The sequence below is a fragment of the Acidobacteriota bacterium genome (assembly GCA_039028635.1).
GTDB lineage: Bacteria > Acidobacteriota > Thermoanaerobaculia > Multivoradales > JBCCEF01 > JBCCEF01.
In genome coordinates this window covers 12877-26496 of record JBCCHV010000018.1, presented here as the reverse complement: position 1 = coordinate 26496, position 13620 = coordinate 12877, and the positions used below count along the sequence as shown (strand labels likewise).

2 protein-coding genes (1 of these 2 only partly in view) are annotated in these 13620 nt (G+C 72.5%); both read right to left on the bottom strand.

What is annotated here, in order from left to right; genetic code table 11:
* On the bottom strand, nt 1-3952 hold the beginning of the coding sequence (locus tag AAF604_09580) for an amino acid adenylation domain-containing protein (protein ID MEM7049901.1). The gene continues 8066 nt to the left of window position 1, outside the view; the window shows 3952 of its 12018 coding nt (coding positions 1-3952); it begins with the start codon at nt 3950-3952; its stop codon lies beyond the left edge, outside the window.
* Complete coding sequence (locus AAF604_09575; protein MEM7049900.1) at nt 3949-13620, bottom strand: amino acid adenylation domain-containing protein; 9672 nt, start codon at nt 13618-13620, stop codon at nt 3949-3951. The genes AAF604_09580 and AAF604_09575 overlap by 4 nt, the downstream gene beginning before the upstream one ends.

Sequence of the window (13620 nt, the reverse complement as noted above, 5' to 3'; positions counted from 1 at the left end):
CCACCAGCCGTTCGAAGGGCACGTCCTGGTAGCCGAAGGCGGCCAGGGCCTCGTCCCGCACCGCCGCCACCAGGGACGCCAGGGAAGGGTCCGCCGTCAGGTCGGCGCGCAGCACCAGCGAGTTGACGAAGAACCCGACCACCCCTTCGAGCTCGGACCGGGAGCGATTCGCCACCGGCGTGCCGACGGCGAAGGTCCGCTGGTGGCTCCAGCGGGCGAGCACCATCTCGAAGGACGCCAGAAGGACCATGAAGGCGGTGGCGCCATGCTCCTGAGCGCAGGCCTCGACGGCCGCCACGGTGGCGGCCGGCAGGGCGAAGGGAAGGGTCTCGCCGCGGAAGCTCTGCTCCGCCGGACGCGGCCGGTCGGTGGGGAGATCGAGGGGCGGCGGCGACGGCGACAGGCGCTGCTTCCAGAAATCGAGATCGAGTGCCTGCTGACGCTGCCAGACGGCGTAGTCGGCATACTGCACCGCCAACGGCGGCGGCGCCTCGGCACCGGCGAGAAAGGCCGCCAGCTCGCGCCGCAGCAGGCTCCAGGACCAGCCGTCGGAGACGACGTGATGGAGGGTGAGCTGGAACAGACCATCGCGATCGTCGAGCTGCACCCAGAGGGCGCGGCCGAGCGGCGCCTGGCCGAGGTCGAAGGGCCGACGGGCGTCCTCGGCGAGGGCGGCGAGGCCGAGGTCGAGGCGCTCTTCGGCGGGCTTCGCCGACAGCTCGAGGCGACGCAGCGGTAGCTCCGCCGTCGGCAGGATCTCCTGGCGCGCCTCGCCAGCCTCGGCGACGAAGCGGGTACGCAGCGCCTCGTGGCGCTCGACGGCGGCGGCCAGCGCCGCCTCCAGACGCCCTGCATCGAGAGGGCCGCGCAGGCGCATCGCCCCGGGCAGGTTGTAGGCCGCGCCGGTGCCGTCGAGGTGATGCAAGAACCACAGTCGCTGCTGGGCGTAGGCCAGTGGCAGGGGGACCGAGCGATCGACCCGCCGGGGCCCGTCGGAAGGCGCCGCGGCACTCTCGTGCCCATCCTCCCGGGCCAGCCGATCGGCCAGCTCCGAGACCGTCGGGCCGGCGAACAGCCGGTCGAGGGGCACCGCCATCCCCAACAGATCCTGCAGACGAGCCAACATGCGGGTGGCGATCAGGGAGTCGCCACCGAGGGCGAAAAAGTCGTCGTGACGACCCACCGGCGCAACCCCGAGAACCTCGCTCCAAAGGTCGGCCAGGGAGGTCTCCGCCGCCGATTCCGGCGCCACGTAGGGAGTCGCCAGGGACGGCCGCGGGTGACGCCCGGCAACCGCTACCGGCTCAGGCGCTGCGGGAGTCTCCGCCGCCAGCTCCTCCCCGGCCAGCGCCGGGCCGAACCAGTAGCGTTGACGCTCGAAGGGATAGGTCGGCAGCGGCACCCGCCGACCTCGATCCGCTCCCCGGACCGCCGTCCAGTCGGGCTCGCAGCCGGCGATCCACAAGCGTCCAAGGGCGCCGAGAAGGGTCTCGCGGTCATCCCCACCCTGCGGCCCGGGCAACGACGCCACCACCGGCCGGGCGGCCGGCAGGCGCTGCACCAGGCTCGCCAGCACCTGCCCCGGACCGACCTCGAGCAACGCCCCCGAGTGCTCTGCCAGCAGCCTCTCGGCGCCCTCGCCGAAGCGCACCGGCCGACGTAGCTGGCGGCCCCAGTAGGAGGGGTCGCGGGCTTCGTCGTCGCTCAGCCAATCGCCGCTCGGGTTGGAGATCAGCGGGATCTTCGGCGCCGCCAGCTCACCGCCCCCGGCGAGGGAGGCGACGGTGGACTCGATCGCCGCCTCCATGGCGCGGCTGTGGAAAGCGTGGGAGGTGCGCAGGGGCCGGTGCTCGACGGCGAGCTCGCGGCGCCAGGCCTCGACCGCGTCGATCGGTCCTCCCACCACGCAGGCCTCGGGACCATTGACGACCAGCAGCTCGAGCTCCGGCGGCAGCAGCTCCTGGGCTGCCGCCGGCGACAGCGCCAGGGCGACCATCGCTCCCGGCTCGCAGGCCGCCATCGCCCGCCCGCGCGCCACCACCAGGCGACAGGCGGCCTCGAAGGGCAACACCTCGGCGACGGTGGCGGCCACCAGCTCGCCCACCGAATGGCCGAGCAAAGCCGCCGGCGCCAGACCCCAGGACATCCACAGGCACGCCAGCGCGTGCTCGAGGGCGAAGATCGCCGGCTGCGCCAAGGCGGTGTCGCGCTGCTGGTCCGCCGAGGCGTGCCAGAGGGCGGCCGGCAAATCGAAGGGCGCCATGGCTTCGGCGGCAGCGTCGATCCAGCGCCGCACCTCTGGCTCGCGGTCGTAGAGAGCCCGACCCATCCCCGGGTACTGGCAGCCCTGGCCAGGAAACAGGAAGGCGAGGGGTGGACGGGAGCGTTCACAGGCGCCATGCCAGCCGGCGCCGGAGCGCAGCGCCGCAACCGCTTCACCGCGGTCGTCGGCGACCAGCGCCCGCCGCTGCTCGAAGGGCCGGCGACCCACCTGCAGGGTGAAGGCGGCGTCGCCGAGGGCCACCGAAGAGCTTTCCAGATGATCCGCCAGGGCCTCGCCGGAGGCGGCCAAGGCCGCCTCGCTGCGCGCCGACAACAACCACAGGTGCGAACCCGGTGGCTCCGCCACCGCCGGTGGCGCAGGCGCTTCTTCGAGCACCAGGTGAACATTGGTGCCCCCGAAGCCGAAGGAGCTGACGCCGGCGCGGCGCGGCCCCTCGGCGACCTCCCAGGGCCGCAGCTCGGTGTTGACGTAGAACGGGCTGGCGGCGAAGTCGATCTTGGGGTTGGGGCGCTCGAAGTTCAAACTGGGTGGAATCTGACGCTGCCGCAGCATCATCACCGTCTTGATCAGGCCGGAGATGCCGGCGGCGGCATCGAGGTGACCGATATTCGACTTGATCGAGCCGACGGCGCAGTAGGGGGTTTCCCCGGGCGGCCGCTGGAAGGCTTTGGTGAGGGCCGCGATCTCGATCGGATCGCCGAGCTCGGTGCCGGTGCCGTGGGCCTCGACGTAGCTCACCGTGCGCGGATCGACGTCGGCGGCTGCCAGGGCCTCGGCGATCACCGCCGCCTGGGAGCCCAGGCTGGGGGCCGTGAAGCCGACCTTGACGGCGCCGTCGTTGTTCGTCGCCGAGCCCCGGATGACGGCCAGCACGTGGTCGCCGTCGGCGAGCGCGTCGTCGAGCCGCCGCAGCACCACCATGCCGGCGCCGTTGCCGAAGATGGTGCCGCGGCCGGCGGCGTCGAAGGGCCGCGTATGGCCGTCCGGCGAGGTGATGCCGCCCTCCTCCGTGAGGTAGCCGACGCGATGCGGCACGCGCAGCGAAACGCCGCCGGCGAGGGCGATGTCGGTCTCGTAGGAGAGCATTGCCTGGCAGGCCAGATGGACCGCCACCAGAGAGGTCGAGCAGGCGGTGTGGACGGTGTAGGCGGGTCCCTGGAGATCGAGCTTGTAGGCCACCCGAGTGGCCAAGAAGTCGGGCGCGTTGCCCATGAACGCGGGGCCGGCGCTGGCGGCGCTCACCGGTCCGCCGTGGAGGGCCAGGTGCAGCAGATAAGTGCTCAGGGTCGAGCCGGCGAACACTCCGATGGCGCCGGCGAAGGCGCGGGCGTCGTAGCCGGCATCCTCGAGAGCCTGCCAAGAGCATTCCAGGAGGAGGCGTTGCTGCGGGTCGATCAGGGCCGCTTCCGCCGGTCCATAGCCGAAGAAGCCGGCATCGAACAGGTCGATGTCGTCGAGCACGCTGCCGGCGGCGACATAGCGCGGATGGCGGCGCAGCTCCTCGGCGACACCGGCGCGCTGCAGCTCGGCGTCGTCGAAGAACTCGACCGACTCGACGCCGGCCGCCAGATTGCGCCACAGGGCCGACAGGTCCGGCGCTCCCGGGAAGCGACCGGCCATGCCGACGATGGCGATGCCGAAGCTCTCGGCCGTCTCCTGGCCGCTCATCGCCCCTCCCCGCCCACCGGCACGCGCGAGCTCCGGCGGCGCGCCGCCTGGCGCCGTCGGTCGCCGCGCGCCTGGCCGGCGCTGAGCTTGGCCTCGGGGGCCGGATCGCCGTTGGCGGCACCCGGTAGGGCGGCGCGCAGCAGCTCGGCGAGGGCATGGATGGTCGGGCCTTCGTAGAGCCCCACCGCCGGCACTTCGGCGGCGAAGCGCTGATTGACCTCGGCCATCGTCTGAATGCCGACGAGGGAGGTCCCGCCGAGCTCGAAGAAGTTGTCGTGAATCCCTACCGGCGCGACTCCCAGGGCCCGGCTCCAGATCTCCGCCAGGGCCTTCTCCAGGGCATCGCCGGGTGCCACGAAGGGGCTCTGCAGGTCGGGCCGCTGCTGCGCCGCGGCGCCGCCGACCAGAGGCTGGCGAGCTTCTGCCGGCTGCTCTACAGAGCGCTGGTAGCGCGTCGCCAGATCACCCACCAAGGCCAGCACCCGCCCCGTCTGGCGGCTGGCGAGAACGCGGCGCAGCAGGGCGCCGCCGCGCTCGCCGTCGAGGGCCTCCGGCCCTTCGGCCCCGGGACCTCGCCAGTTGTCCCAGGCGATGCTGGTCCAGGGCACCGGCCGCGACGGCCGCTCGCAGAAGGCATCACCCCAGCGATGGGCGGCGCCGTAGGCGGCATAGCCGAGGCCACCGAGCTCGCCGGCCAGGGACGAGCTGAGCAGGCAGAAATCGAGCTCGACGCCGGCCAGGGCGTGATCGAGGGCGGTGAGCAGGGCGCGGCGCTCGGCGAAGGTTCGTCCCCAGCTCTCGGGGCGTTCTTCGCCGAGGGCCCGGGCCGACGCGAGGCCGCCGGCGCCGGCGGCTTCGACCACCCCCCGCAAGCGCTCCGACCAGGCCGCGACGAGTCGCCCGAGGGCGGCCCCGTCGGCGGCGTCGAGGGACTCCCGATGCACTTTGACGCCGCGTTCTTCGAGGCCTCGCAGCCACTCTTGCCGATCGGCCGAGAGGGTCCCCCCGGCGGTCCGCCCGACCAGCAGTAGCTCTGCGGCACCGAGGTCGACGAGGGCCGAGGTCAGGGCGCGACCGACAGTGCCGAAGGCACCCAGCACCAGATAGACGCCATCCCGCAGCCGGAAGTCGTCGTCGGCGAGCTGCGGCAACTCTTCGAAGGTCGGCAGCCAGCGATAGGGCCCGCGCACGGCGACGGTGCGGTCGCCCCGCTCGTCGAGAAGCTCGGCGGCGAGGGTTCGCGCCCAGTCGGCGACGGCCGCCTCTTCGGTGACGAAGGCCGACGCCTCGAGGTCGAGGTGACGGCTGACCAGCCCCGGCACCTCCTGGGCCATCACCCGCAGGGGCCCCAGCAGGGCCAAACCGTCGGGATCGGCCGTTTCGCCACCGGTCACCGCGAGCTGGCCGGCGGTCACCGCCACTACCTGCCGAGGCACCGTCGACGGATCCGCGGCGAGGGCCTGGCCGAGGGCCATCCAGTGATCGAAGGACTCGGCGCCAGCGCCGGCCCCCGGCCGTAGGTCGACCAACACTCCATCGCCGACGCTATCGGCCGTGCCGAGATCGAGATGCGAGACCCGCTCCACGGCGACACCGCGAGCTTCGAGCTCGCGGACCAGGGCTGCCGCCAAGGGCAGCTCGGCCGGCGCCACGATCCGCCAGTGAGCCGGCGGCGGATCGCCGTTCTGAGGCACCGGGGCTGCGGCCAGCGAGCGTTTCCAGGAAGGCACGTAGAGGCGATCCACCGCCGCTTCGCCCGGCGCAGCCCCACCGCCGATGGTGACCGCGGACACTGTCTTCTCCACCCAGTAGCGTTGACGCTGCCAGGGATAGGCCGGCAGGGCGACCTTGGTGGGAGCCCCCTGGGACCAGAGCCCGGCCCAGTCGATGTCGACTCCGCCGAGCCAGAGGCGGCCGAGGGCGCGGCGCAAACTGGCGGCCTCTTCCTTCGCCAGGGCCGGCACCGGCAGCGTCGGCACCAGCGCCGACGGCGCGAAGCCAGTGCCCCCTTCCCCGAGGCGGCGCGCGAAGGTCAAAGAGGTTTCCCCCGGCCCGACCTCGAGGAGCACCCGGCGCGGATCGCCGGCGAGCTGCCGGAGGCCGTCGGCGAAGCGCACCGGCTGACGCAGGTGGGCCGCCCAGTAGGCCGGATCGGTGGCCTGCTCGGCGGTGATCCTGGTGCCCGTCAGGTTGGAGACATAGGGAATCTTCGGCGCCTCCAGGGGCAGGGCGGCGAAAAGCTCCTTCAGTGGTTCCTCGACCGGCGCCATCATCGGCGAGTGGAAGGCATGGGAGGTGACCAGCGGCCGAGCGCGCAGGCCGGAACCGGCGATCCAGCCTTCCAGCGCCTCACCCGATCCCGCGACGACGCAGGTCGCCTGGTCGTTGATCGCGGCCACCGTCAGGCTCGGCGGCAAGGTCGGCGCCACCGTTTCGGCGGGGGCGGAAACCGCCGCCATCGAGCCCTCCGGCAGGGCCTGGATCAGCTCGCCGCGGCGCCGCACCAGATCGAGGCCGGCCTCGAAAGAGAAGACACCGGCGCGGTGGGCGGCGACGTACTCCCCCAGCGAATGGCCGAGCATCGCCGCCGGCGAGATGCCCCAGCTCTTCCAGAGCTCGGCGAGGGCGGTCTCGAAGACGAACAGAGCAGGCTGCGTCCAGCGCGTCTGGCGCAGCGCCTCGCCGCCGCCCTCGCCACTGGCGAAGAGCACCGCCCGCAGGTCGAACTCGGTCCCGTAGTGGTCACAGGCGCGGTCGACGACCTGCCGGAAGACCGGCTCGTCGCCATAGAGCTGGCTGCCCATGGCGGGACGCTGGGCGCCCTGACCGGGGAACAGGAACACCACCTCGCGACGGCCGCTCTCGCCCCGGCCGTCGTCACCGCGCGCCTCGAGCACCCGCGCCGGGTCGAGGGGATCGAGGGCGGAGGCGGCATCGGCGCCATCGCCAGCCACCAGCACCCGGCGATGGGCCAGCCGCCGTCGACCCGTCTGCAGGGTGTGGGCGACGGCGGCCAGCGGCGGCGCCTCGTCGCTGCGCAGATGGGCCGCGAGATCGCGACCGAGCTCATCGAGAGCCTGGCCGTCGTGGGCCGACAGCACCACCAGTTGGGGCACGGCGTCGTCCTCGGCCTGGGCGGCGGTCGGCAAGGCTTCCTCGCCGGCCTCCGCTGGCGCCGCGAGCGATGGATCCGACGCCTCCTCCACCACCAGGTGGGCATTGGTGCCCCCGATGCCGAAGCTGCTGACGCCGGCGCGCCGCCGGCCACCGTCCGGGCGCTGCCAGGAAGTGCTTTCCGCGACCGGCCGGAAGGGCGATTCGCGCACCGCCTCGGCGACCTCGCCGCGGTGCAGATTGGGCGGCAGCTCACCATGCTCGAGGGCGAGGACGGTTTTGATCAGGCCGCTCACGCCGGCCGCCGCATCGAGGTGGCCGAGGTTGCCCTTGACGGACCCGAGGGCGACCTCCCGGGCGTCCCCGAAGACCTGCGACAGGGCGGCGATCTCGATCGGGTCGCCGAGCTCGGTGCCGGTACCGTGGGCCTCGACATAGGTCACCGTCTCGGCCGCCACGCCGGCGATCGCCTGCGCCTCGGCGATGACCTCCGCCTGACGATCGACGCTCGGCGCCGTGTAGCCAATCTTGCGCCGGCCGTCGTTGTTGATCGCCGAGCCGAGAATCACCGCCCGGATGCGATCGCCATCGGCCTCGGCGTCGGCCAGTCGCTTGAGCACCACCACACCGGCACCGCTGGCGCGCACGGTACCGGCGGCCTCGGCGGCGAAGGGCCGGCACTGGCCATCCGGTGACAGGATCATGCCGTTCTGGTAGCGGTAGCCGGCGGTGTGCGGCACCGCCACCGAGACGCCGCCGGCGAGGGCCGCGTCGGCTTCGCCGGCGAGCAGGCTGCGACAGGCCAGATGGACCGCCACCAGGGAGGTCGAGCAGGCCGTCTGCACCGCCAAGCTGGGCCCCGAGAGATCGAGCTCGTAGGACAGGCGGGTGGCCAGGAAGTCCTTGTCGTTGCCGATCATCACCTGGTAAGCAGCGGCGGTGTCGGCACCGGCAGCGGCGGCGAGCTGGTGCACCAGGTAGCCGTTGAGACCGGCGCCGGCGTAGACGCCGATGGCGCCGCCATAGGTCTGCGGATCGAGGCCGGCGTTGTCGAGGGCGTCGACGGCGCATTCCAGAAACACCCGATGCTGCGGATCGAGCAGCTCCGCTTCGCGGGCGGTGAAGCCGAAGGCCGCGGCATCGAAGGTGTCAAAGTCGGCGAGTACGCCGGTGCGCCGCACGTAATCCGGCTCCCCGGCCTGCGCCGGCGACACCCCCGCCGCCACAAGCTCCTCGTCGGTCAGATCTCGCAGACCCTCGCGGCCGGCCGTCAGGAGCTGCCAGAGGGCCGCCTCGTCGGCGGCTCCCGGAAATCGCCCTGCCAGCCCGACGATCGCCACCGAGGAATCGCCTTCCAGACTGCCAGCGATACGACGGCGCCGGCGCAAAGCCGAACCGCCACCCACGCCATCCCCACGCAGAAAATCGGCCAGGGAGGTGATGGTGGGAAAGCGGAAGAAGTCGACCACCGCCACCTCGCGATCGAGCTCCTGACGCAGCCGCGTGCGCAGCTTGCCGAGGAGCAGCGAGTGGCCACCGAGATCGAAGAAGGAGTCCTCGAGGCCGACCGCCTCGAGGCCGAGCAGATCGCACCAGATCTGGGAGAGGGTCGCCTCCAGGGAGCCGGCGGGAAGTTGAGGAGCGACCTTGGGGCGTGCCGCCTGCGGCGCCGGCAGCGCCCGGCGATCGACCTTGCCGTTGGGAGTGAGCGGAAAGGACTCCAGGCGCACCAACCTCGACGGCACCATGTATTCGGGCAAGGAGCGCCGCGCCAGGCCGCGCAGAAGGTCGACGTCGAAGCTCTCCTCGGCGGTGACATAGGCCACCAGCTCGGCCTCCCCACCGCCGTCCCGACGCGCCACCGCCACCGCCTGGGTGACTCCCGGTACCGCGCTGAGCACGCTCTCGACCTCGCCGAGCTCGATGCGGTGGCCCCGGACTTTGACCTGGTGGTCGAGGCGGCCGAGGAACTCGAGAACGCCAGCAGACCGCCAGCGCACCAGATCGCCGGTGCGATAGAGGCGCGCCCCGGGCGCCCCGCCGCCGGGCTGGCCGGCGAGGGGATCGGGCACGAAGCGCTCGGCGGTGAGGGCCGGCCGTTGCAGGTAACCGTCGGCAAGCCCGCGCCCGCCGATCAACAGCTCGCCGGCGACGCCGATCGGCAACGGCTCACCGTGACCGTCGAGCACCAGCAGCCGGGTGTTGCGAATCGCCCGCCCGAGGGCCACGCTACCCTCGCCGGCGATCTCCCCAGAAACCGGCTGACAGGCCGACCAGACGGCGGTTTCGGTGGGGCCGTAGAGATTCCACAGCGCCCGGCCCCGGGGCAGGAGCTCGGCTGCGAGATCGCCGGGCAAAGCCTCGCCACCGCACAGCATCGCGAGCTGCGGGCGGCCCCGCCAACCGGCTTCGAGCAACATGCGCCAGGTCGCCGGAGTCGCCTGCATGGCATCGGCTCGGCAGGTGTCGAGGCGCCGCGCCAAGGCCTCGCCATCGCTGGTCTCATCGCGTCCGGCGACCTCGACGCGGCCACCGACGATCAACGGCAGGTAGAGCTCGAGGGCCGAGATGTCGAAGGACAGGGAGGTCACCGCCAGCAGGCACTGACCCGCCGCGAGTCCCGGCTCCTCGGCCATCGCCAGCAGGAAGTTGCGCAGCGCCCGGTGCGGCACCACCACCCCCTTGGGGCGCCCCGTCGAGCCCGAGGTGTAGATGACGTAGGCGGTGTCTTCCCCGGCCAGCGGCCGCGGCCGCGGAGCGTCGGCGACGGGATCTCCGGACGCCGCCTCGGCGAGGTCGAGCACCGGAACGCGATGGGGCGGCAGATCGTCGGCCCGCGCCGCCTCGCTGAGCACCAGTCGCAGACCGGCGTCCTCGATCATGTAGCTCAAGCGCTGGGCCGGAAAAGCGAGGTCGAGGGGCACATAGGCGGCGCCCGCCCGCAGCACGCCGAGGAGGGCGACGAGCAGACGCGGACTGCGCGCCACGGCGACTCCGACCCGATCGCCGGGCCCGATGCCGCGCCCGCGCAAGCGCTCGGCGAGGCGTTGACTGGCGCGGTCGAGGTCGCCGTAGCTCAAGACCTCGTCACCGCTCGAGACGGCCGCCTGGCCGGGATGCGCCGCCACCCGCGCCGCGAACAGCTCGAGGAAGGTTTCACCGGAGTCCTCGCGCAGGGTGTCGTTCCAATCGACAAGGATCTGCCGGCGCTCCTCCGACGACAACAGCGGCAGGCGGCCAAAGGGCTCCTTGGGACGGGCCACGAGCTCGCCCAGAAAGCGCCCGAAGCTCGCCGTCCAGCGCTCGACGGTGGCCTGGTCGAAGAGCTCGCGGGCATAGGTGAAGGAGCCCACCAGCTCACTGCCGCGGGTCGCCATCGCCAAGCTGAGATCGAAGGCCGCGGCCTGCGGATCGAGGGCGCGACGCTCGAAGCGCAGCGGCCCGAGCTCGAGGGTGGCCCCGGCCTCGCCGAGGGCGAAGGCCCCGAGATCGCCACCGCCGGTACGACCCCGGGCGTAGGAGAAGAAGGCCTGAAAGAGCGGCGAGCGGCTGGCATCGCGCTCCGGATGGAGCTCCTCCACCAGCCGCGGGAAGGGGTAAGCCTGATGCTCGACGGCCCGCCGGACGCGCTCCTTGAGGTCCGCCGCCAGGCGTTCGAAGGAGGGCTCGCCGGTGAGATCGGCGCGTAGGGTCAAAGGGTTGACGTAGTACCCCACCAGCCGACGGCTGGCGCGATCCCGACCCGCCGCCGGCGCCCCGACGCAGAAAACCCGCTGCCCCGAGAGGCGGCCGAGGAATGCCTGGTAGGCGGCCAGCAGAGCGACAAAGGGAGTCACCCCCTGGCGGCGGCACCAGGCCGCCAGCTCGTCGCCGGGGACGCGAAAGCGCTCGACTCCAGCGGTGAAGCGCTGCACCGGTGGTCGCGACCGGTCGAGGGGCAGCTCGAGAGCCGCCGGCAGCGGATCGAGCTCGTCATGCCAGAAGCGGCCGAGCTCGGGATCGGGCTGCTGGGCGGCGACCAGCTCGGAGTAATCGCCGGTCAAGGGCGCGAGCTCTGCCGCGGGCTCGGCGAGGAGCCGCGCCAGCTCAGCAGCGACGATCGCCAAGGAGCCGAGGTCCGCCACCAGATGGTGGAAGACGAAAAGCAAAATCGGCGGTTCACCGGGCCGGTCGATCCAGCGACAGCGCGCCAGGCGATCGCCGCTGGCGAGATCGAAAGGTCGCCTCGCCTGACGCTGCAGCTCGCCGTCGAGGTCGCGGCCGTCGCCGGCGAAGGAAGCGGTCTCGAGCTCGCCGGGAGCCGCCGCCACCCGCAGCCGCGGCTCCCCCTCGACCTCCACCACCCCCGCCCGCAGCAGCCGATGGCGCTGCGTCAGGCGCTGCCAAGCGTCCGCGAGGGCATCGCGGGAGACCCCGGCCGCCACCTCTCCGGCGAAAGCGATGTGGTAGGCATCGCGGCCGGGGTCGACCTTTTCGAGAAACCACAGGGCGCGTTGCCCGAGGGAGAGATCCATCTCCTCGGGCCAGGCCGGCGCCGGCTCGCCAGCGATCTTGTCCTGGACAGCGGGCTCCTCGACCGCCGCGGGCTCCTTCGCCGGAGTCGCCGCGATCAACTCCGCGAGACGCTCCAGGGAGGGACTCTCGAAGAGCTCTTCGAGGGGCAAAGCGACCCCCAGGGAAGCCTCCACCTCGCCGCGCAGCTCGAGGGCGGCGAGAGAGTCGAGGGGCAGCGGCGTGTCGGGCCGGATCTCCTCCTCGGCGACCTTCAGCAGGCGCGCCGCGAGGGTCGTCAGGCCGGCGATCACCGCCCGGCGGCGCGCGGCCCGCGGCGCCGGCTCTTCGGCGCCGGCGGCGGCCGGCCAGGAGGCCAGCACCTCGACCTCGCCCTTCAACCAACGGCGCCGACTCAGGCGCCGCTGCACCTTGCCGCTCGAGGTCTTGGGAATCGAGCCCGCCTTGAGCAGGACGACGAGCGCCGGCTCCACCTGATGCACCTCGACAACGGCGCGGCGGACCGCCGCGAAGACCTCCGCCGGCTCGACCTGACGGGCGCTGCGCTCGACCTCCTGCAGCACCACCAAGCGCTCCTCGCCTTCGACGGTGTGAGCTACGGCGGCACCGCAGCCCGGCCGCAGCGCCCGGTGGCTGCCCTCGACCGTCAGCTCGATGTCCTGGGGGTAATGGTTGCGCCCGCGCAGAATGATCAGGTCCTTGAGGCGACCGGTGACGAACAATCGCTCGCCATCGCTGAAGCCGAGGTCGCCGGTGCGCAGGTAGGAGGCCTCCGGCTCACCCGCCAGGCGCGCTCCGAAGCACTCGGCGGTGGCCTCGGGACGGCGCCAGTAGCCACCGGTGACGCTGGGTCCTGCGAGCCAGATCTCCCCCACCTCTCCCGCCGCCCGCGGTTGCCCCGTGGCGGGATCGACGATCGCGATGCGCTGGTCGCCGGCGACCACCCCGGAAGCCACCAGGTCTCGCCCGCCGGGCGCTTCGATCGCCTGGCCTTGCTCGAGGGCCTCGGCCTCGAAGGGCCGCACCCGCGGCGCCTCGGCCACCGGCTCGCCGGTGACGAAGAGGGTGCCCTCGGCCAGGCCGTAGCAAGGTAGGAAGGCACGGCGATCGAAGCCGCAGTCGGCGAAGGCCGTCGCGAAGCGCTCGAGGGTTCCGGCGCGCACCGGCTCGGCGCCGTTGAAGGCCACCCGCCAGCTCGTCAGGTCGAGGCCGGCGCGCTCCGCCGGCGGAATCTTGCGCACGCACAGGTCGTAAGCGAAGTTCGGTCCACCGCTGGTGGTGGCGCCGTAGCGACCGATCACCTCGAGCCACAGGCGCGGCCGCTGCAGGAAGGCGAAGGGCGACAGCAGGTAGCAGGGCGCACCGACGTACAGAGGCTGCAGCACGTTCCCGATCAACCCCATGTCGTGGTAGAGCGGCAGCCAACCGCAGATCACCGACTCCCGGGATTGATCGAAGGCACGGCGAATGAGCTCCTCGTTGTGGAGCAGATTGCCGTGCGAGACCATCACTCCCTTGGGAGCCGAGGTCGAGCCCGAGGTGTACTGCAGGAAGGCCAGGGTCGAGGCCTCGACGCTCGGTTGGCGCCAGCTCTCCGCCGCCGCCAGCGGGACCTCGTCGGTGGCCAGCCAGTGGATCGCCGCCAGGTCCGGCAGGTCGCCGGCCAGGGCGGTGAACTTGGCCTTCAAGCCGGCGGTGGTCAGGGCGACGGCGGCGCGCGCGTCCTGCGCCACCGTCATCAGGCGCGGCAGGCTGCGCCGCGAGCGCGGCGGGTAGCCCGGCACCGCCACCACGCCGGCATACAGGCAGCCGAAGAAGGCGGCGACGAACTCGATCCCCGGGGCGTAGAGCAGCATCGCCCGCTGGCCGCCGAGGCCGGCGGCCTGGAGGGCCGACGCGATCGCCCGCGCCCGGCGATCGAGATCACCGAAGGTGAGCGTCGCCTCGGCCTCTCCGGCGTCGTCGAGGAAGGTGTAGGCGCGCTGCTCGGGAAGCTCCCGGGCACGCTCCGTCAGCAAATCCACCAGGCTGGACCAACGCAT